At 72.0% G+C, this 22,429-nt stretch carries 7 protein-coding genes; all 7 read right to left on the bottom strand.

Going from position 1 to position 22,429, the window contains the following annotated elements; translation table 11 throughout:
• Nucleotides 1-1,687: beta-ketoacyl reductase (locus tag A7A76_RS06400; RefSeq protein ID WP_206410404.1), on the bottom strand; the 1,687-nt coding region annotated here is incomplete at its 3' end.
• 43 nt (nt 1,688-1,730) lie between these two features.
• Entirely contained in the window at nt 1,731-18,191 is a 16,461-nt protein-coding gene (locus A7A76_RS06395; RefSeq protein WP_206410403.1) for an SDR family NAD(P)-dependent oxidoreductase, read from the bottom strand.
• A gap of 76 nt (nt 18,192-18,267) precedes the next feature.
• Nucleotides 18,268-18,534 (bottom strand): acyl carrier protein, encoded by a 267-nt coding sequence (locus A7A76_RS06390; RefSeq protein ID WP_096378593.1) that lies wholly within the window; start codon nt 18,532-18,534, stop codon nt 18,268-18,270.
• 12 nt (nt 18,535-18,546) lie between these two features.
• Entirely contained in the window at nt 18,547-19,293 is a 747-nt protein-coding gene (locus tag A7A76_RS06385) for an SDR family NAD(P)-dependent oxidoreductase (protein ID WP_206410402.1), read from the bottom strand.
• A 19-nt stretch (nt 19,294-19,312) separates the two neighbouring features.
• Nucleotides 19,313-20,752: a long-chain fatty acid--CoA ligase gene (locus tag A7A76_RS06380; protein WP_206410401.1), complete on the bottom strand. Its 1,440-nt coding sequence runs from the start codon at nt 20,750-20,752 to the stop codon at nt 19,313-19,315.
• Between the two features lie 178 nt (nt 20,753-20,930).
• On the bottom strand, nt 20,931-21,704 hold the full coding sequence (locus A7A76_RS06375; RefSeq protein WP_206410400.1) for a hypothetical protein: 774 nt from the start codon (nt 21,702-21,704) through the stop codon (nt 20,931-20,933).
• The coding region (locus A7A76_RS06370) for a hypothetical protein (protein ID WP_206410399.1) at nt 21,704-22,429 on the bottom strand (726 nt) is incomplete at its 5' end. The genes A7A76_RS06375 and A7A76_RS06370, both read right to left, overlap by 1 nt.

Below are 22,429 nucleotides of genomic sequence, written 5' to 3'. Positions count from 1 at the left end.
TCGTCGCCGCTGCGGCCACGGCGGCGGGCGCCGCGGGTGCCGCCGCCGCGGGCGCGAACATCGCCTGCAGCGTGGCCGCGTGGGCGCGCAGGAAGTAGCCGCTGAGCTCGTCCAGGCTCAAGTACTCGAAGAACAAGGTCTTGGCGAGCGTGCCGAAGCTGGCTTCCAGGCGCGCGGTCAGGCTCATCGCCAGGATCGAGTCGATCCCGTATTTCTCCAGCGGCGCGCGCGCCTCGATGCGTTCGGCCGGCAGCTTGAGCACGGCGGCGAACTCGGCGCGCAGGAACTCGCGCGTGCGGCGCTCCAGCTCGGCGTCGTCGATGGCGGCGGCCTGCTGCGGCGCAGGTTCGGCGCGCGACGGCGTCGCGACGGTCGGTGCCGCCGTGCGCAACGCCGCGCGCAGCGCCGCTTCGTCGCCAGACAGCACCAGCGCCTGCGCCGGGCCCGCCGCCAGCAGTTGCGCGAACGCGCGCATCGCCTGCGCGGTGGCGAGCGAACCCAGCCCGGTGCGCTGGCGCAGCGCGGCCATGCTGGCGGCGTCGGTGCCCATGCCGCCGTCGCGCCAGTGCGGCCAGCCGATACTGAGGCTGCGGCCGCGGCGTTCGCCGGCCGCCGCGAGCTCAGCGCGGCGCTGCGCGTAAGCATCGAGAAAACCATTGGCCGCGGCGTAACCGCTCTGGCCGAGGTTGCCGGCCCAGGCCGCGATCGACGAGCACAGGCAGAAGAAGTCCAGATCCACGGCGCGGCTGGCGCGATCCAGCGCGACCGCGCCGGCGACCTTCGGCGCCAGGGTTTCGTCGAGCCGCTGAGCGCTCAGCTTGAGCGCGAAATCGTCGCGCAGCACGCCGGCGGCATGGACGATGCCGCGCAGGCGGCCGCCGTCGGCCTGGATCTGCGCGATCAGGCGCTCGCAGGCCGCTTCGTCGGCGATGTCGGCCTGCAGGTAATCCACGCGCGCGCCGCTCTCGCGCCACTGCGCCAGCGCGCTTTCGCCGGCGGCGTCGGGCCGCGAGCGTCCGCACAGGACGATGCGCGCGGCCGGGCACTGCGACAGGATCTCGCGCGCGAACAAACGGCCGAGGCCGCCGAGGCCGCCGCTGATGAGATAGGTGCCGTCGTGCTTGAACAGGCTGTCGGCTGCATGCGCGGACGCCGGATCCAGCACCTCCCAGCGCCTTACCCAGCGCTGGCCGCCGGCATGGCGCAGCAGCGGTTCCGGCGCGGCCTCGCGTTCGCGGCACAGGATCGCTTCCAGTGCGGCGGCGTCGCTGTCCGCGGGCAGCAACAGCACCTGGCCGATCAGGTCGGGATTCTCCAGGCCGACGCTGGAGAACAAGCCGCCCAGCCCGGTCGCCGTCGCAGCGTCGCCGCCGTCGGCGACGGCCAACTGCACTCGCGTACGCGGCATCGGCTTGCGCTGCAACAGCGACTGCACCGCTTGCAGGCAGCCGCGCGCGAGCTGCGCGTAGGCCACAGCCGCATCGCCGCGATCGCCGCCCACGCCCAGATCGATCCACTGCATCTGCGGCCAGCCCGCACGCAGCGCCGCGACGATGGCCTGCGGCCAGCCGTACAGCAGCACCGCATGCGCGTCGGACGACGTCGACGCCGCGCTCACGGACTGCGCGGCCCACACCGGCGCGGCCATCAGCACGCGGTCGTCCGCAGTAGCAGCCGCATCGCTCATTCCTGCTTCGGTCGCAGTTCCCATCCGTTCTTGGCTCATGTGCTCAACCCAGTTCCACGGCTTGTGCGGCGTTGAATTCGTCGGCGCAGGGGGCGTCCGGCGGCAGCGGACGCGACGCGAAGCCGCGCATCTGCACGCACACCGCGCCTTCGTCGTCGCATAGATCGATGTCGACCTTGATCACCCGGCCCGATCCCGGTTCGGCCGCGCCGTCGGCGGCGTAGCGCACCCAGGCGTGCATGCGAGGCGCGCACGGCGAGAACGCGCGCAGCGATTCCAGGGCGAACGGCAGCGCGACGGCGCCGGCGGACGCGGCCTCGATCAGCGGGATCGAGGCCTGCAGCGCGCTGTCGAGCAGGCTCGGATGCAGCACGTAGCCCTCGCCGGCGGCCGCGCCCGGCAACCGCAGTTCGGCCAGGGTTTCGCCGGCGCCGCGTTCGATCGCGACCACACCCTGGAACGCCGGGCCGTACTCCAGCCCCTTGCCGGCCAGGTGCGGATACAACGCGGCGGCCTCGTTGCGGCCTGCGCGCATGCGCTGGCGCAGCGCGACGAGGTCCAGCGGCGCCGGCGCGGGCGCCGCGATCGCCGCGCCGCGGCCCTGGCAATGCAGGATTTCGTCGTCGGCGTCGGCATCGTGGCTGTAGATCTCGAAGCCCAGCGCGCCGTCGTCCTCGGCGTAGACGGCGATGCCGACCTCGCACGGCCCGTCCACGCTCAGCGGCTGCGCCCAGGCGACGTGGCGCAGTTCCAACAGCGCGCCGTCCTGGCTCAGCGGCAAGGCGTCGGCGAAGGCCGCGCGCGCCATTTCCAGTTGCGCGACCGCCGGCAGCACCCGGCGGCCGCGCACGCGATGGTCGGCGAGGAAGAACTCGCTGCCGTCGAAGCCGCTGCGGTAGCTCTGCAGGCTCAGGTCGGAGGTGTTCCGGTGCAGCAGCGGATGCAGCCGCGCCTGCGTCGCCGCAGCCGCCGCGGACGCGACCGGCTGCACCCAGCAGCGGTCGCGCGCGAACGGATAGTCCGGCAGCGACAGCCGCCGCGGCGCGCGGCCGCGGTGCAGGCGACGCCAATCGATGTCCAGGCCGCGCACCCACAGCTCCAGCAGCTTGGGCAGCTGGCCGCGCTCGATCCATTGCTCGAACACCGCGCGCATGTCCTCGTCGGCGGCGAACACCGCCAGGGTGCGGTCCTCGCCGTCGGCGCGGCCGTGTTCCAGTCCGGGCACGCGCGGCCGGCCGTCGAGCCAGCCCTGCAACTGCGCGCGCAACTGCTCCGCATCGGCGGCGATGCAGCCCAGGCGATGCTCCATCGCATCGCGGCCGACCTGCAGGGTGTAGGCCAGGCGCTGCAGATCCGGCGCCGGCTCGCGCTGCAGCCAGGCCAGCAGATCGGCGGCCTTGGCGCGCAACTGCGCCGCGCTGCGCGCCGACAGCGGCAGCAGCGCCGGCCCGGCCGCGGGCGCAGCCTCTTCGGCGGCGACGTGCTCGCCGATCACCACGTGCGCATTGGTGCCGCTGAAGCCGAACGAGCTGACCGTGGCCAGGCGACGGCTGTCGCTGCGCCAGTCGCGGCGCTCGGTATTGACGTAGAACGGCGAATCCTCGAAGCGGATATGCGGATTGGCCTTCGTGTAATGCACGGTCGGCACCAGCTCGCGCTGTTGCAGGCACAGCAGCACCTTGATCACCCCGGCCACGCCGGCGGCGAAGCCGGTGTGGCCGATGTTGCTCTTGACCGAGCCTAGCGCGCAGCCGCCCGCGGCCGCGCCGGCGCGGTCGAACACCGTGCGCAGCGCATCGACTTCGATCGGGTCGCCGAGCGCGGTGGCGGTGCCGTGCGCTTCCACATAGCCGATCCGCGCCGGGTCGATGCCGTGACGCGCGTAGACCTGGCTCAGCAGCCGCTCCTGCGCCTGCGCGCTCGGCGCGGTGATGCCGTTGGTCTTGCCGTCCTGGTTGATGCCCGAGCCCTCGATCACGCCGAGGATGCGGTCGTTGTCGGCCTGCGCCTGCGCCAGCGACTTCAGCAGCACCACGCCGCAGCCTTCGGAAAACACGATGCCGCCGGCGGAGGCGTCGAACGCGGCGCAGCGGCCGTCGCGCGAGGGCATGCCGACCTGCGAGGTCAGCACGTGGCCGATCGGCGTGGTCAGCAGGTTGATGCCGCCGCACAGCGCCCAGGCGTTCTCGCCGCTGCGGATGCTCTCGCAGGCCAGGTGCAGCGCGACCAGCGACGACGAACAGGCCGTGTCCACCGCCAGCGCCGCGCCCTTGAGGTTGAGGAAATAGGCGATGCGCGCGGCCAGGATCGCGCTGGAGGTGCCCATGAACGCCGCGCCCGCGCCGTCCTGGCCGGCCGCGCCGAGCACCCGCGCGTAGTCGCCCGCGGCGCAGCCCACGTACACGCCGCAGGCCTGCCCCGACAGCGCGCCCGGCGCGTAGCCGGCGTGTTCGATCGCCTTCCAGCACTGCTCCAGGAAGATGCGCTGCTGCGGGTCGATCAGCTCGGCCTCGGCCGGCGAGATGCCGAAGAACAGCGGATCGAACGCGGCGATGTCGTCGAGCAGGCCGGCCCACTTCGAGTACGAGGTGCGCGGGTGGCGCGGGTCCGGATGGAACCAGTCGCCCTGCCCGGCCCAGCGCTGCGGCGGGATCTCGCCGATGCAGTCGCGGCCCTGGGCGAGGTTGTCCCAGAACGCGTCCAGGTCTTCGCTCTTCGGGAACCGGCAGGACATGCCGACGATGGCGATCTTGTCGGCGTTGCGCGCTTCGCTCGCGGCCGCGACGGCGCGAGGCGCCGGCAACGCGTTCGTTGATTCGCGACGCACGATGTCGCGGCGCTGCAACGCGGCGCGGCCGACCCGGCGCAGCACCAGCCCGTCCAGGCGCGCGCGCACCCGGCCGGCGGCGTCGCTGAGTTCGACGTCGAACTCCAGCGCGTCGGCCTCGGCGCGGCGCAGTTCGGCGTGGCTGTGCAAGTCGCTGGCTTCGGCCGCGCCGGCGGCGACCACGACGCGGCCGAGGCGGTGCGGCAGGAACTGGTCGTCGTGGGCGCCGTAGCGCTGCGCGGCGATATGGCCGGCGGCGTTGATCGCCGTGCACAACGCGCCGTACAGCGCGAAGGGATCGGCGTGGAAGCGTGCGCCAGCTGCGCTGCGGATGCGGCCGGACGCGGCATCGGCGCCGAAGGCGAGTTCGTGCAGCGGCGCGTAGCAGTCGCCGGCGTTGGTGGCGATCTCGCTGCGCGCCAGGCGTCGCTCGACCGCGAACTCGCGGCGCAGCGCAACCGGCGCGGTCGCGTCGGCCGGCACCAGCAGGCCGCTCAGATGCAGGGTTTCGTCGCCGCCGTCCGCGGCGGCGGACGAGCGCACGAAGCACTGCAGGCCTTCGGCGTGGCGGCGCAAGGTCAGCCGCAGGCGGCGTTCGCTGCCGGGTTCGCCGAGCAGCGGATTGGCCAGCGCCAGATCGCGCAGCGCCACAGCGGTATCGCCGAAATGTTCGGCGAACGCGGCCAGCAGCAGTTCGACATAGGCATCGGTAGGCAGCAAATGGCGGCCGAACACTACGTGCTCGCGCAGGCCGACGTTGCGCTCCGGGGCGATCCGGTACAGCAGCGACAGCTCGCCGTCGGCGGCGAAATCGCCGCTGCGTTCGCCCGCACCGAAGTAATCGGACCTCGGCGCGGCCGGCGTGGCGAGCGGCGCGAACACCCCGGCGGCGGCCTCGGCGCTGCGCGCCGGCGCATGCGCGCGCAAGGCCGCGGCCGGCGCGGCCGGCAGGTGTTCGAGCAGATGCGCCGCCAGCGAGCGGACGCTGGGGTAGTCGTAGACCCGCAGCGCGGCGATCTGGGTGCCGTAGCGCTGGTTGACCTGCTTCATCCACTCCACGCCGACGATGGAGTCCAGCCCCAGCTCGGTGAACGACTTGTCCAGGCCGATGTCGCCGGGGCGCATGTACAAGGCCTCGGCGAGGCTGTCGCGCAGCTCGCGCTGGAGTTCGTCGGTGGCGCGGGCCGGCGCCTGCGGCGCAGCGGCCGGCGCGGGCGCTTCGACGACGGCGGCGGCGCCGACCGCGCCGGTCTGTTCGGCCAGAAACGCCGCCAGCAGGTCGATGCTCGGATAGTCGTAGACCCGGGTCGCGGACAGCGCGGTGCCGTAGCGGCGGTTGATATTCTTGATCCACTCCACCCCGACGATGGAATCCAGGCCCAGCTCGGCGAAGCTCTTGCTCCAGCCGATATCGGCCGGACGCATGAACAGCGCTTCGGCGAGGCTCTCGCGCAGTTCCTCGCGCAACGCGGCGGGCGCAGCCCGCAGCGTCGCCGCGACCGGCGCCATCGCCGTCGCCGCCGCGACCGCGGCCGTCTTCGCCGACGGCGCAGCCGCAAGCAGATACGTCGCCAGCGCCCGCACGCTGGGATAGTCGTAGATGCGCGTGGCCGACAGTTCGCAGCCCAGTTGCCGGTTCAGCGCATTGACCCACTCCACCCCGACGATGGAATCCAGCCCGAGTTCGTTGAACGGCTTGTCCAGGCCGATCTCGGCCGCACGCATGAACAAGGCCTCGGCAAGGCTCTCGCGCAGCTGCGCCTGCAGTCGTTCCAACGCAGCGGCGTCGTTGCGGGCCGGGTCGGCGGCTTCGGCGACGAACGTGGCCGCAGCCGCGTGCGTCGTCTGCACCGCAGCCGGCTCGGCGAGCGGTGCGGCCGGCGCGACCGGCGGCATTGGCGCAGCGGCTTCGTCTTCGGCCTCGATCCAATAGCGTTCGCGCGCGAACGGATGCAGCGGCAAGGCCATCCGCCGCGGCGCGCCGGCGGCATGGAAGCGGCGCCAGTCCAGCGCCAGCCCCTTGACCCACAGCTCGCCCAGGCGCGCCAGTTCGCCGCCGTCGATCCAGCGCTCGAGCATGCGCTGGAAATCCGGCTCGGCGGCGAACGCGGCCAGGGTGTCCTTGTCCGTGCCCGCGCGGCCGCGCAGTACACCGGCGGCGCGCAGCGCGGCCGCATCGTCGCTTTCGGCCAGCACGCGCAATCCGCGCGCCAGACCCGCCGCATCGCTCGCGACCACAGCGGCGCGTTCGCCCATCGCTTCGCGTCCGACTTGCAGCGTGTACGCCAGCGATGCCAAGTCTTCGACCCCGGCCTCGACCCGCACCAGCAGCTCGCGCGCCTTGTGCCGCAACTGCTCCGGCGTGGCCGCGGACAGCGGCGCCAGCACCGCGCCGCGCGCGGATGCGGCCGCCGGTCGCGGCCGATATTCGGCGATCACCGCGTGCGCATTGGTGCCGCTGAAGCCGAACGCGTTGATCGCGGCGCGTCGGCGCGCACCGGCTTCGACGTTCCACTCGCGCAGACGGTCGTTGACGTAGAACGGACTGCCGTCGAGCGCGATGTGCGGGTTGAGCGTGGAGAAATGCAGGGTCGGCGGCAGTTGCCGGTGGCGCAGCGCCAGCAGCAGCTTGAGCACGCCCGACACGCCGGCCGCGGACAGGCAGTGGCCGATGTTGCTCTTGACCGAACCCAGCGCGCAGTAGCCGCTGCGCGCGGTGTGCGCGGCGAAGGAGGTCTTCAGCGCCGCCACTTCGATCGGATCGCCGAGCGCGGTGCCGGTGCCGTGCGCCTCGATCAGCTGGATGCCGGCCGGGTCGACGCCGAAGCGCCGATACACCTCGCCCTGCAGCCGCGCCTGGGCGTCGGCATTGGGCGCGGTGATGCCGTTGCTGCGGCCGTCCTGATTGACGCCCCAGGCCTCGATTACGCCGTGGATGCAGTCGCCGTCGCGCTCGGCGTCGGCCAGGCGCTTGAGCACCACCACGCCGACGCCCTCGCCCAGGGCGATGCCGTCGGCGGCGGCGTCGAAGGTGCGGCAACGCCCGCCGGCGCCGAGCATGCCGACCTGCGCGGTCATGATGTGCATCGCCGGGCCGGCCATGACGTTGACGCCGCCGGCCAGGGCCAGATCGGTCGCGCCGCTGGCGAGGCTGTCGCAAGCGTTGGCAAGCGCCACCAGCGACGACGAGCAGGCGGTGTCCACCGCCAGGCTCGGCCCGTGCAGGTCGAGGAAATAGGAAATGCGCGCGGCCAGGATCGACGGCGCCGCGCCGGTGAAGCCCTGCCCGCTCAAGCGCTCGCGGCGCGAGAGCTGGTGATAGTCGCCGGCCGCGCAGCCGACGAACACGCCGCAGTTGCTGCCGGCCAGCGCCTTGGGGTTGTAGCCGGCGTGCTCGATGCCGTGCCAGCAGGCCTGCAGGAACAGGCGCTGCTGCGGATCCATGCTGCGCGCCTCGCGCGGCGAGATGTTGAAGAACGCCGGATCGAAGCGGTCGTAATCCTCCAGCGCGCCGAGCCAGCGGCTGTTGGTCTTGCCCGGCACCGCATCGCCGGGCTGGTAGTAGCGGGCCAGATCCCAGCGTTGCGCCGGCACTTCGGCGATGCAGTCGCGCGCGTTGGCGAGGTTGTCCCAGAACTGTTCCAGATCGCGCGCCTGGGCGAACTGGCCGGACATACCGATCACCGCGATGGCGTCGGCGGACGCGGCGCTGCTGCGGCGGGCGTTGTGTCTTTGTGCGGCGAGGACGACGCGGGCCGGCTCGGCGTCCGGTTGCGCGTCCGGCGCGGTGCCGGCGTTCGCCGAGATCGGTGCGGGCGCGCAGTCCGCGGGCGCTGCGAGCGCGCCGGCTTTGTCGGCGACGAACGCGCTCAACCGCGCCAGGGTCGGATGGCTGTAGACCTGCACCGCTTCGATCGCGGTGCCGTAGCGCTCGTTGATGCGCCGTACCCAGGTCACGCCGGTGATCGAATCCAGGCCGAGGTCGACGAACGGCTCGTCCGCGCCGATGTCCTGCTCGGACAGGCGCAGCTCTTCGGCCAGCAGGCGCCGCAGGGTGGCCGCGACGTCCGCGCCGGCATCGCGCTCGCTTGCGACCGCCGCTGCGGGCGCCGGAGCGAGCGCCGGCGCAGCGACGGCCAGCGACCGCACATGCTGCGCCAGCCGCTGCAGGGTCGGATGGCTGTACACCTGGATCGCCTCGATCGCGGTGCCGTAGCGCTCGTTGACGCGGCGAATCCAGGTGACGCCGGTGATCGAATCCAGGCCGAGGACGACGAACTCCTCGTCCGCGCCGATCTCCTCTTCCGGCAGGCGCAGCTCGTGCGCGAGCGAACGGCGCAGCTCGGCGACGATGTCGGCGAGCGCGAGCGGGGCGGCGGCGGCGGCGGCCGATGCCGCGGCGAGCGGAACGGCCGCCGCCTCGCCGGGCGCGGCGAAGCTGCGCTCGATCAGCGCCAGCGTCTCGGCCTGGCCGACGAAGGTGCGCTCGTGCATCGCCAGTTCGTGCGCATAGGTCTGCTCCAGGCCCGCCTCCAGTGCGCGGTTCCATTCGCGCTTGAGCGCGAGCAGGCGCGCACGCGGCAGGCGGGCGATGCGCGCCGCCAACGCCAGCGCCTCGGCGACGGTCTGCGCACGCGCGCTCAGCGGCTGGCGCAGGCCGCGCGCGACCAGTTCGTCGCCGGCGTATTCGCGCGCGCTCAGCAGGCTTTCGCGGGCGAGGTCGCGGCCGATGCGCTGCGCGAACAACAGGGTCGAACCGGCGCCCGGAGTGAAGCCATAGCCCATGTACGGGCTGAAATAGCGGCTTTCGCTGGAGAACAGCGCCACGTCGGCATACATGCCCAGCGCCCAGCCGGCGCCGACCGCGTGGCCCTGCATCGCCGCGACCACCGGCACCGGGCAGCGCAGCGGCAGTTCGAACACCTTGTCGTCGGTGAAACGGGCGCGGCCCTGATGGATCGCCAGCAAGGTGTCGCGGGTGCCGCCGGCGGCGAAATAGCGTTCGAAGCCGCTCAGCACGACCGCGCGGCAGGCCGGCGATTCGGCGTGGGCGAACGCTGCGCGCAGGCCTCGCGAGAATTCGGGCGAGAACATGTTGCGCGACGAGCGGTCGTGCATACCGATTTCCAGCACGCCACCCGGGTGCCATCGCGCCGAGATCGCCTGCGAATCCAGGTCGATCGCGCCGGCGGCGGGTTCGCCCTCATCCTGCGCGGATTGCTCGGCCGTGGCCTGCGTGGTCGCCTGCGCGAACAGCGCGGTTTCGGCGCGCTTCCACAGCGCCAGTTCGGCGCGCGGCCATTGCGCCAGTTCGGCCGCCAGGCGTCCGGCGTCGGCGATGGCTTCGCTCGCCGGCGCCGCGCGCACGGCCTGGGCCTCGCGCGCGAGCGCGGCGCCGTCGAGGCGCAGCCCACCCAGCAGCAGGCGCCGCGCGGGCGCTTCGCCAAGACGGGCGGCGAAGACGCTCAGCGCCGGCGCGGCGAGCGCGGCGTCGTCGAACAGGCCGTGCGCGTCGTAGCCGGCGTCCTGCGCGTACACCACGCCGTCGCACAGCAATGCCGCCAGCCACGCGGCACCGTCGGCACCGGCGGGCAACGCGGCGATCACCGGGCGGTCGAGCGCGGCCACGGCCTCGGCCAGGGCCTGCAACGAAGCGAATGCGTCCTGCTCTGCCGACGGCGCCGGCAGCGCGTCCACGCAGGCGAGCACGACGCCGCGGCAAGCGACGTCCGCCGCGAGCGCGGCGAGCAGACGACGGACCTCGTCGGTCCAAGCCGCGCCGGCTTGCGCGCGCACTTCCAGCGCCATCACGCCGGCGTCGAGCGGATACGCGCGGATGCCTTGCGCGGCAGCCGGAAGCTCCGGCGCGGCGGCGTCCGCGAGTTCGGGTTCCGAGCCGGCCGAGGCCGCGTCGATCGGCGCCAGGGCGCAAGCGGCTTCAAGCAAAGGCGCGGCGAGTTCCTGCTTGAGCAAGCCCAGCGCGCTCGCCGACTTGGCGGCCAGATCGGCGGCGAAGGCGCGACCGTGCGCCTCCACCGCGTCGGCGGCGAGCACGCTGCAGGTCCAACCTGCCTGCGCCAGTTCGCGGCCGAGCGCGCCGCGCGGACGCAGCAACAGATCGTCGGCCAGGGCGCGGCCGAAGCGCAGGCGCGCCAGTTCGCGCGCGAACCGCGGCGGCAGGCCGCGCTCGTTCGACGCCAGCGCGTAGCGGCCTTGCTCGGCACAGACCAGCGCGTCGGCCAGCGCAGCGAACAGCAGACCCGGGCCGTCGGCGTCGCCGCGCAATGCGGCGATCAGCGGATACGGGAACTCGGCGGCGGCCCGATACAGCCCGGCGTCCAGCGCGGCCGCGTGCACGGCGGCGTCGCCGCCGGCGAGCGCGCCGGGCGCCGCCAGCACCAGCAAGGCCTTGAGCGATGGCTCGGCGGCGGCGGCGCGCAGCGCCTGGGCCAGCGTCGCCGCCGCCTCGGCGTCGAAGCCACGGCCGCCGTGCAGATGCAGCGCGAACACGCCCTGCCCTTCATCGAACAGCGCGATGTCCCCGCGCAACGGCGATTGCGGCGCGCTCGCGATGGCGGCGCCCGCTGCGGACAGGCTCACGCGCGGCTTGGCCGTCGCGGAGGCCGGCCAGCCCGCTGCGGCGGCGGCCGGCGCCAGCGCGATCGCGCGCGGCTTGTCCAGGCTCGCCGGTGCGGCATCGACGACCTCGGCGGCGAGCACGGCGGGCGCCGGCGCGGCGAAGGTTATGCGGCGCGGGGCGATATTGGCCGGGGCGACAACCGCGGCCGAAGGGGTTGCTGCGACGGTCGTTTGCAAAGTGGCAGTCGCGTCCGAACCGGCTCGGGCCGTCGCCGCAGCGAAGCGCAATCCGCGCAACTGCGCCCACACCCGGCCATCGGCCGCACACAGGTCCAGATCGAAGGCTTGCGCAGCGCCGCTCGCGGGACGCAGCGCCAGCCGCGACGGCGCCGCGGCGGCGCCGAGCACGCTCAGCGAATCCAGGCCGAGCGGCGCCTGCGCCGAGGCCGCGGCGAACGCGGCTTGCAGCAGCGCCGGATGCAGCGCGTAGTCGCCCAGTCCGCCGGCCAGCGCCGCCGGCAGGGCCAGCTCGGTCGCGCCAGCCGCGATGGCGTCGGCATTGATCGGCTCGACGTAAACCGCGACGCCCTGGCAGTGCACGACTTCGTCCGCGCCGTCGCCGCTATGGATCTCGAAGCGCACGCGCTCGCCGCGCGGCTCGAACAGGCTGATCCGATAGCTCCCGTCGACCGGCGCCCGACGCGGCTGCGCCCAGGCCAACTCGCGCAATTGCAGTTGCAACCCCGGACGCGACGGCGCCAGCGCGTGCGCGACCGCGGCGCGCGCCATTTCCAGACAGGCCGCTTCGCTGAGCGCGCCGGCGGCGAGGAAGAATTCGTCGCCGTCGAAACGGGCCGAGTAAGCGCAGCGGTCGATGCCCGATTCGTTGCTGTGCAGCAGCGGATGCAAGGCGTCGATACGCGCCGCGGCCTTGTCGGCCGCGACCGGTTCGATCCAATGGCGCTGGCGCGCGAACGGGTATGCCGGCAGCGCCAGCATACGACGCGTAGCCGCGCCCAACGGCCGCAGCGCCGCCCAGTCCAGTTCCAGGCCCAGCGCCCACAACCGCAGCGGCGCGGCATGTTCGCCGCGCTCGCGCCATTGCGCCAGCGCGACGGCCAGGTCCAGTCCCTGCACGGCGTCGGCCAGGCGCTCGCGGCTGGCCTTGGCCTGCCCGCGGTGAACCTCGCGCTCGTCGCCGTCGAGCCAGGCGCGCAGGCGTTCGCGCAACTGCGCGGGCGAATCGGCGATCACGGCCATGCGCTCGTCCATCGCCTCGCGGCCGCTCTGCAAGGTATAGGCCAGATCGGCCAGCACGACTTCGCGGCCGGGCTGCTCCAGCCACGCCAGCAGGTCGGCGGCCTTGCGCCGCAGTTGTTCTGCGGTGCGCGCCGACAACGGCAGCATCTGCGCCGCATCCGCCGCCGGCGCCGACACGGTTGCCGATACGGGCGCGAGGTATTCCTCGACGATCAGGTGCGCATTCGAGCCGCCCGCGCCGAACGAAGAGATGCCGGCCACGCGCGGCAGCGCGCGTCCTTCGTGCAGCGGCGCCGGCCAGTCGCGCAGGCCCTGGTTGACCACGAACGGCGTGGCGGCGAAGTCGATATGCGGATTGAGCCTGGCCGAATGCAGCGACGGCACGATCTGGCCGTGCTGCAATTGCAGCAACACCTTGGTCAAGCCGGCGATGCCGGCCGCGGCCTCGCAATGGCCGATGTTGGACTTGGCCGAGCCGATCAGGCAGAAACCGCTGTCGCCGCTGCTCTCGCGGAACACCTTGGTCAGCGCCGCGATCTCGATCGGATCGCCGAGCCTGGTGCCGGTGCCGTGCGCTTCGACATAGCCGATGCGCCGCGCCGGCAGGCCCGACTCGCGCAGCGCCTGGCGGATCGCGCTGGCCTGCGCCTGCGGATTGGGCACGGTATAGCCGTTGGTCTTGCCGCCATGGCTGAGCGCGCTGCCGCGGATCAGGCCGTAGACGCGGTTGCCGTCGCGCTGCGCGTCCGACAAACGCTTGAGCACCACTGCGCCGACGCCCTCGCCCGGGATATAGCCGTCGCCGCCTTCGCCGAAGCTCTGGCAATGGCCGTCGCCGGAGATGAACTGGCCGGCGCTGAGCATCAGGTACTTGTTGGGATGCACGGTGACGTTGACGCCGCCGGCGATGGCCGCGTCGGTACGGCCGAGCTTGAGGTCCTGGCAGGCCAGGTGGATCGCGCTGAGCGAGGACGAGCACATCGTGTCCACGGTCATGCTCGGGCCGTGCAGGTTCAGCGCGTACGACACCCGGTTGGCGACGCTGGCCGGGTTGCTGGCGAAGCCCATGCGCTTGCCGCGCAGGCTGTTTTCCGCGCCGATCAGCTGGTATTCGCCGTACATCACGCCGGCGTAGACGCCGACCTGCCCGGCCAGTTCCTGCGCCGCGCGGGCGTCGCCGGCGGGGATCTGAAGCGCGGCGCGGGTCAGGCCGGCGTCTTCGATCGCCATCCAGGCGTGTTCCAGGAACAGGCGTTCCTGCGGGTCGAGCAGTTCGGCCTCGATCGGGGCGATGTTGAAGAAGCGCGCGTCGAACTCGTCCACGCCCTCGATGAAGCCGCCCCACTTGCTGTAGTGGCGGCCGGGGACGCTGCGGTCCTCGCTGTAGTAGTCGCGCCAGTTCCAGCGCGAGGCCGGGATTTCCTCGATGCAGTCGCGGCCGTCGCGCAGGTTGCGCCAGAACGCATCGAGATCGCGCGCTTGCGGGTAGCGGCCGCTGAGGCCGACGATGGCGATGGGCTCGTCCGCGTAGCGGTTCGCGCCCGCGCTGTCGGCGGCGGCGCGCAGCGCGGGACGGCGCAGGCTGGCGGCACCCGCGCGCGGGGTGGATTCGCTCGGCGCGGGCTGCGTCGTCGCCGGCGCCTGCGCCGCGTCGCCGGCATCGAGCCGGCGCAGCGTGTCGGCGTGTTCGCGGGCGAAATAGCCGGCCAGTTCGGCGATGCTGAGGTATTCGAAGAACAGGGTGCGCGGCAGCGCGCCGAAGCTGGCTTCGAGCAGGCGGGTGAGGTCCAGCGCCAGGATCGAATCGATGCCGTAGTCTTCCAGCGGCGCGGCCGGGTCCAATCGCTGCGCCGGCAACTTGAGCAGGTCGGCCATGCGTTCGCACAGCAGGCGCTGCGCGAGCGCGTGCAGGTCGCCGGCCGGCGCGGTGGCGACGATGGCGCTTGCATCGACCGTGGCGGCGCGCCGCGCGGGCGCGGCGTCGAGGCCGAGCGCGGCGCGCATGCGCGCGCTGTCGCCGTCCATCACCAGCACGCGCTCGCGGCCTTCGGCCAGGCTGCGGTGGAACAGGCGCAGGCCGGTGGCGCTGCGCAGCGGGCGCACGCCGGTGCTCGCGCTCAAGGCCGCTTCGCCGTCGGCGTCCAGGCGCATGCCGCCTTCGCGCCAGTACGGCCAGGCGATGGCCAAGGTGTGGCCGCGCCGCGCGCCGGCCGCGGCCAGGCGATTGCGCTGTCCGGCGAATTCGTCGAGGAAGCCGTTCGCGGCGGCATAACCTGCCTGGCCGGCGTTGCCGAGCGCCGCCGACAGCGACGAGAACAGGGCGATAAAGTCCAGATCCAGTTCGGCGCTGGCGGCGTCGAGGTTGAACGTCCCGCGCACCTTCGGCGCCAGCACCGCGTCCAGCGCGTCCAGCGGCTGGGTCGCGATCAGTCCGTCGGCGATGGCGCCGGCGCTGTGCACGATGCCGTCGATGCGGCCGTAGCGCGCGGCCAGCGCGTGCAGGCGCTCGCGCAGCGCGGCCGCGTCGTCGAGGTCGAGCTGGACGTATTCGACCTGCAGGCCTTCGCCGCGCAGCGCGTCCAGCGCCGCCTGCCGCGGCGATTCGCGCACCGCTTCCGCGCTGGCGCGGCCGCCCAGCAGCACGCGCACGCCGGGGCAACGGCGCAGCAGGTCGCGGGCGAACACCAGGCCGAGGCCGCCGAGGCCGCCGGTGATCAGGTAGGTGCCGCCGTGCTTCAGCGCCAGCGCGGTGTCGGCGCCGGCATCGGCCGGCTCCGGCAGCAGTTGCCAGCGCGCCGCTTCGCGCCGGCCGGCGCGCAGGCGCAGCAGCGGCTCGTGCGCGGATTCGCGCTCGCGGCGCAGCAGCGCGGCCAGGGCCGGCGCGTCGATGGCGGGATCCACCGCGATCAACTGCGCGCGCAGACGCGGATTCTCGGCGCCGGCGCTGAGCAGCATGCCCGACAGGCCGAGCAGCAAGGCGTCTTCGCCGCGGTCCGGCACCACGACCTGGAACGCCGCTTCGCCGCGCGGCCGCGCGCTGAGCACGGCTTTGAGTTCGCCCAGGCAGTGCTGCGCCAGCGCGGTGTAACGCTGCGCTTGATCGGCCTGCGGATCCAGCGCCACGGCTTGTGCCCGCGGATCGATCGCGGCCGGATCGATCTGCGGCAAGCCGCAGATCACCGTTCGCAGGGCCTCGCGCGCGGGCGCCGGCTGCGCCGCCGCCTCCTGCCAGACGCGGGTCGCGCGCAGGCTGGAATGGGCGCTCTTGCCGAACGGCCGGGCGAGGAAACCGCGCAAGCTCGCGCATACCGCGCCATCGCTGTCGCACAGATCCAGATCGAGCGCGCCGCCCTCGCCCGGCGCGCGCCGCGCGACCACATGCAGTTCGCTCGGCAGCGCCGAATACTGGCGCAACGAGGCCAGCGCGAACGGCACCAGCGGCCGCTCCGGCGCATCGTCGGGATCGATCAGCAGCCAGGTCGCGGCCTGCAGCGCGCCGTCGAGCAGGCTTGGGTGCAGGCCGAACTGGCCGGCATCGGCCTCCTGCGCGGCCGGCAGGCGCAGCCGTGCCAGCGCTTCGCCGCCGCCGCGCTGCAGCTCGACGATCGGCCGGTGCGCCGGGCCGTAGTCCAGGCCCATCTCGGCGAACGCGGCGTAGACCGCGTCGTGGTCCCAACGCTGCTGCGCGCTGGTCGAGCGCGCAGCGTCGAGATCCAGGCGCGGCGGCGCCGCCTCCTCGCAGGCCAACGCGCGGCCCTGGCAATGGATGGTGTCGGGCTCGCCGTAGGCTTCGAAATCCACGCGCGCTTCGGCGTGGGCGATCAGCGCCAGGTCCAGGCGGCGCTCGCCGCTGATCGTCGCCGATTGCAGCCAGACTACGTCGCGCAGTTCCCAAGCCTGTCCACCAACGCCGGCCTGGGCCAGCGCTGCGCGGGCCATTTCCAGATAGGCCACGCCAGGCAAAACCGGCGAGCTTTGCTCTTCGCCGCCGCGCACGCGATGGTCGCGCAGGAAGAATTCGTCGCCGTGGAACAGCGAGCTGTAGCGGACCTCGGCGAGGTCGGAGGTGTTGGCGTGCAGCAACGGATGCAGCATCGCCCGCGCCGGCGCCGCCGGCGCCTCGTCGATCCAGTGACGCTCGCGCGCGAACACGTAGGTCGGCAGGCCGATCCGGCGCGGGCGCCCGCCGGGATACAGCGAATCCCAATCGGCATTGCCGTCGGCCAGCCACTGCGCGGCCAAGGCCGGCAGATCGGCGGCCGCGTCGCCCTCGCCGCCCGCGGCGAACGCATCCAGCCGCTCGCGCAACTGCGCCAGCGACGACACCGCGAACGCGGCGCGCTGCGCCAAGGTTTCGCGACCGACCTGCAAGGTGCAAGCCAGCTCGCTCAAGTCCAGCGGCGTCTTGTCGGCCTGCGCGCGGGCGATGAACCTGGCCAGCCGCGCTGCGTACTCGCGCAGGCTGTCATCGCTGCACGCGGAGATCGGCACCAGCGCCGGCGCCGCGGCGGCGCGGCGCTTGGCCGCGGGCTTGCGCGCCGGCGCCTGTTCCAGCACCACGAAGGCGTTGGTGCCGCCCACGCCGAGGCTGTTGACCGCGGCGCGGCGCGGCCCCTTCTGTAGCCACGGCTGCGCCTGGGTGTTGACGAAGAACGGCGTGGCGTCGAACTTGATCCGCGGATTGGCCTGCTGGAAATGCAACAGCGGCGGAATCACGCCGCGTTCGACCGCCAGCGCGGCCTTGATGAAGCCGACGATGCCGGCCGCCGCTTCCAGATGGCCGATGTTGGCCTTGACCGCGCCGAGCGCGCAGTAGCCCTTGGCGTCGGTGTCCTCGCGGAACGCCGCGGACAAGGCCTTGACCTCCTCCGGGTCGCCCATCGCCGTGCCGGTGCCGTGCGCCTCGACCAGGCCGATGCTGGCCGCGTCGACGCCGGCGTCGGCCAGCGCCGCGCGGATGCAGGCGATCTGCCCGCGCGCGCTGCTCGCGGCGTAGCTCATCTTGCCCTTGCCGTCGTTGCCGATGGCCGAGCCCTTGATCACCGCGCGCACCGGGTCGCCGTCGCGCAGCGCATCGCTCAGGCGCTTGATCAGCACCAGGCCCATGCCGCTGCCGAACACCACGCCGTCGGCGCCGGCGTCGAAGCTGCGCACCCGGCCGCTGCGCGAGAAGATGTAGCCGTCCTTGTAGCGATAGCCGTGGCCGTTGGGCACGCGCACGCTGACGCCGCCGGCCAGGGCCATGTCGCACTCGCCCGCCATCAGGCTCAGGCGCGCCTGGTGCAGCGCCACCAGCGAGGTCGAGCACGCCGTCTGCACGGTCATGCTCGGGCCGGTCAGGTTGAGCTTGTACGACAGATAGGTGGCGAGAAAATCCTTGTCGTTGCCCAGATGGGTCGGGCTGGCGGTGATCTTCTCGAACCGGCCCAGGCGGTTGACGTAATGCGAGAAATAGCTGGTGCCCACGCCGCCGGCGCCGGCGAACACGCCGATCCGGCGCGGCTCGCGCCCGCCGTAGCCGGCGTCTTCCAGGGTTTCCCAGGCGCATTGCAGCAGCAGCCGGATCTGCGGATCCATCAGCTCCGCTTCCAGCGGCGACACCTTGAACAACCCCGCGTCGAACAGCTCCACCCCGTCCAGCGGCGCGCCGGCCTTGACGTAGTCCGGATCCGACAGCTCCGCCTCGGCCACGCCGGCCGCGCGCAGCGCCTGATCGTCGAGCGCGCGGATGGCGTCGCGGCCGGCGCACAGGCCGTCCCAGAACTCGGCCGTATCGGCCGCGCCGGGGAAGCGGCCGGACAGACCGATGACGGCGACATCCTCGCGATTGATCTTCATGCGTGCGTTTCTCAGGCGGATTCGGTCGCGCCGCGGCGCGGTACAGGCGGTAGCTGAAGCGGAACCTCGGGCGCGCTCAGCGCACGCGCGCCAGCGCGTTCTCGTAGACTCGGCACAGGTCGGCGACGGTGCGGATGTCGGTGATCATCACGTCCTCGTCCTGGAACGGGTCCACGCCCAGTTCCTCTTCCAGGTTGGCGATCAAGGCCGCGACCGCGAGCGAGGTGAAGCCGAGTTCGTCGACGATCTCGGCGTCCTCGCGCAGCGCCGGCAAGGCGATGCCGCGCTGTTCGGCCACGGCGCGCAGGGTACGCAGGACGGTTTCTTTGCTGTCGTTGCTCATGCTGTCGTCTCCTCAGACGGTAAGGCCGCCATCGACCACGAAGGTCTGGCCGGTCACGAATCGGGATGCGTCGGAGAGCAGGAAGGCGACCACGCTGGACACGTCCTCGACCGTGCCCAGGCGCCCCAGCGGGGTCTGCCGGATGATCCGGTTCTTCTGCTGCTCGGTCAGTTCGGAGGTCATCTCGGTTTCCATGAAGCCCGGCGCGACCGAGTTGACCCGGATGCCCATCGGCCCGAGTTCCTTGGACAGGCTGCGGGTGAGACCGTCGAGCGCGGCCTTGGTCGCGCTGTACGCGCCGACGCCCTTGAAGCCGCGCACGCCGACCACCGAGGACACGTTGACGATGACGCCGGCGCCGCCGACCATCATCTGCTTGGCGCAGCCCTGGGAAAGATTGATCGCGCCGCCGAGGTTGACCTGCAGCATGCGTTCGACGTCGCGGCCCTTCATCATCGTCAGCAGGCCTTCGTGGGCCATGCCGGCGCTGTTGACCAGATACCCCACCCGGCCCAGGCGCTGGCGCACGCGCTGCAGGAAACCGGCCAATTGCGCGTCTTCGGCGATGTCGACGGCTTCCCAATGGAAGTCGTCGGGATGGCGTTGCGACAGCGCCTCGACCTCGGCGGTGCGCTTGCGGCTGAAGGTGGCGACGCGGTAGCCCAGCGCCAGCAGGCTGCGGCAGATGTCCAGTCCCAGCCCCTTGCTGCCGCCGCTGACCACCACCACCTTGCGCGGATTGATTTCGATCTGGCTCATGCGATGTCCTTGTGCGCGCTCAGGCCACGGCCTCGGCCGGCGCGATGTCGTTGGGCGCCGCACCCTCGCGCGCGGCATCGTTGGAAGCCGGCGCGGCCAGCTTGCGGATCTTCTTGAAGCGCGAACCGACCAGGCTGTCGGCGCTGGCGATGGTGATGAAGCCGGGCACCTTGAACGGCGCCAGCTGGCCCTGGCACTGGGCGATCACCCGGCGCTTGAACTCGGCCGGTTCCTCGGCGCGGTCGAGCACGAATTCGGCCCAGATCATCTGCCCCACCACCGGGCTGCGCTTCTCGCGCACGACCACGTCGCGCACGTTGTCCAGGGTCAGCAGGAAGCTCTCGACCTCGATCGGGAACACCTTCTCGCCGGCGACGTTGATGATTTCCGATTCGCGGCCGAGGATCTGGAAGTAATCGCCATCCACTTCGACCCGGTCGCCGGTGTTGTACCAGCGCTCCTCGTCGAACGGGCTGGGCGCGTTGAGATAGCCGAGCATGGCCTGCTCGCTGCGGATCCACAGGGTGCCGTCGCGCACCTTCAGTTCGAAGCCTTCGCCGCCGATCTTCATCCACCTGGACGAGGAATCGCGCGACTGGGTGGCGAGGATGCCGAGCTCGGACAGGCCGTAGGTCTGCTTCAACGCGATGTTCGGGAAGGTGCGGTGCAGGCTGGCCAGGGTCGAGTTGGGCATGACCTCGGTGCCGTAGGTGACGACCTTGAGCGAGGACAGGTCGTGCTCGCGATGGACCTGCGACATCAGCAGCATGGTCAGGAACGAGGGCGTGGTCGGCAGCAGCTCGACCGCGTGGCGCTCGATCGTCGCGCAGATGTCCTTGGCCTGGCGGCTCGGGCTGGTGACGATGGTGCCGCCGTTGAAGATCACCGACAGCAGCGTGTTGAGCCCGCCGATGTGGTCGAGCTTGAGGAACAGCAACGTGCGCATGCCGGCGCGGACCTTGTCGCGGAACTTCGCGGTCATGCGCTCGAAGTCCAGCAGCACCGCCTTGCCCTTGCCGGTGCTGCCGGAGGTGAAGATCACGAAGCCCGCGCGGCCGGCGGCGATCATCGGCTTGAGCAGCGCGTGCAGGGTCGAATCGCAGGCGCTGAGGTCGCGGCAGCGGGTCGTGGCCGGGGTGATCGGCCCTTCGCTCGCCACCGTCAGCAGCTTGGTCGCGCAGGCCGTGGCCAGGCGCTCATCGAACTGGGCGCGGTCGTCCTCGGCCAGCGGGATCACGATGCAGCCTTGCAGCAGCAGCGCCTGCAGCAGCGCGACCGTGTCGATGTGGTAGTCGGCGACCAGGCCGACCCGGTCGCCGGCGCGCACCTGCCAGCGCACCAGCGCCTGGCGCCAGCGCGCGATGCGCGAGACGAACTCGTCGTAGCCGACTTCGCCGTCCGCGTCGACCGCGATCGGGCGCGAACCGAAATGTTGGAAGCGTTCGGTAATCCAGTCCATCTGTGTCTGCCTCGCAGCGGTGTGGGGAGCCGGTCGGATGCGGCCGGGATCGCGCGAAAAGCGCGAATTCCGGCGGAAAAGCGGGTTTTCGGGCCGCAGGCGGACGAAACCGCGGCGGCGAAGGCCGCGGCCTGAAGGTCGGTGCGGGGTTGCCGGCGTATGGCGCGCCGGCGCGGGCTCAGCGCGCGGCGACGGCCGCGGGCGCGCCGGGTTCGGCGATGAAATCGAACCGGGCGTTGCGGTAGCGGTCCTTCTCCACCAGCGCCGGCAACTGCTGGCTCAGCAACTGGTGGGTGGCCTGGGCCGTGGTCAGGTTCACCAGCAGCTCGGGGAAGAACCCGCCCATGCTGTTGTCCTGGGTCAGCTGGATCTCGATCTCGCCGTTGCCCTTGGGCGCGAGTCGCCAGCGGTTGTGGATGTGGACGATGCGCAGGCAGCAATCGTCGAGCGGGCGCTTGTGCGCGTCGGCCATCACGTCGATATAGACGTTCCTGTCGGCCGGATCCTGTTCGACGTGGGTCTTGATCAGGAACTCGCGCTGGGCGAACGGGCCGGGCAAGGTCAGCGTCCACAGGATCGCATCGCCCTGCATGCGCGGATCGTAGCGCTCGACCACCTTCAGGTCAGTGCAGATCGGGATCCAGGCGCGGCAGTTGTCCAGGCTGTCGTTGTCCAGCAGCAGCGCCGCGGCGATCTGGCTCTGGCTGTACCTGGCGGTGCGCACGCCCTTGAACTGCTTGAGGAACGAACCCGGCGCCTTGTACGAATAGACCTGCACGCCGTCCTTGTCGATCTCCAGCTTCCACTGGTCGTCGCCCGACGCGGTCCAGGCGGCGCTGGCGATCCAGCCCAGGACGATCAGTCCGGCGCAGCCGAACAGCAGGAATTTCGCGGCTTTCTTGAGGGTGAAACGGCGCGGCCTGGGCGCGCCGGCGATGCTGGCGGCGGACATCAGCGAGCCTCCTGGATGAAGTCGTAGCGCGCCTGCTTGACCGCGGGCATGGCCAGCAGCCCGGGCAACTGGTCGTGGATGAACATATAGGTTTGCTGCGCGCCGGCCAGGTTCAGCAGGATCGCCGGGAAGAAACCGCCCATGTCGATGTCCTGCAGGAACTGGATCTCGACCTCGCCGTCGCCCAGCGGCGTGTACAGCCACTGATTCTGCATATGGGTCAGGCGCACCGCGCCGGGATTGCGGGCGATGGCGTTGGGCGCGGCGATGACGTCGACGGTGACCGCCAGGGTCTTGGGATCCTGCGACACCTGCGAGCGGATCACCGACTCGCGCGGCGCGAACGGCGGCGGCATCTGCAGCTTCCACAGCACGGTGTCGGACATCGTGCGCGGGTTCCACGGCCGGATCACCTGCACCTGCAGGCAGCCGGGGATGTGCTGCCTGCAGTTCTCCTCGGTGGAATTCTCGATCAAGCCGCCGACCAGCTGGTTGAGCGTGTACTTGCCGCGCATCACCGCCTTGTACTGCTTGTTGTAGGCGCCCGGCGACTTCAGCGAATACACCTTGACCCCGTTTTTCTCCAGTTCCAGCTGCCACTGATTGGAACCGGACGCGCGCCAGGCCAGGTTGGCGGCGAACACGCCGATCACCGCGATCGCGGCCAGGTACGGCGCGGCGCGCAGCAGGCGCCGCAGCCTGCCGCGCGGGCGCGCCTGGGCCTG

This window comes from Lysobacter enzymogenes (genome assembly GCF_017168095.1).
In the GTDB taxonomy this organism is placed as follows: domain Bacteria; phylum Pseudomonadota; class Gammaproteobacteria; order Xanthomonadales; family Xanthomonadaceae; genus Lysobacter; species Lysobacter enzymogenes_D.
Note: the sequence above shows the minus strand (reverse complement) of the source record. Positions and strands in the feature narration are given on the sequence as shown.

Coding starts and splice junctions, on each gene's coding strand:
- A7A76_RS06375 (WP_206410400.1), bottom strand. CDS start 21,704: ATGTCCGCCGCCAGCATCGCCGGCGCGCCCAGGCCGCGCCGTTTCACC.
- A7A76_RS06385 (WP_206410402.1), bottom strand. CDS start 19,293: ATGAGCCAGATCGAAATCAATCCGCGCAAGGTGGTGGTGGTCAGCGGC.
- A7A76_RS06390 (WP_096378593.1), bottom strand. CDS start 18,534: ATGAGCAACGACAGCAAAGAAACCGTCCTGCGTACCCTGCGCGCCGTG.
- A7A76_RS06380 (WP_206410401.1), bottom strand. CDS start 20,752: ATGGACTGGATTACCGAACGCTTCCAACATTTCGGTTCGCGCCCGATC.
- A7A76_RS06395 (WP_206410403.1), bottom strand. CDS start 18,191: ATGAAGATCAATCGCGAGGATGTCGCCGTCATCGGTCTGTCCGGCCGC.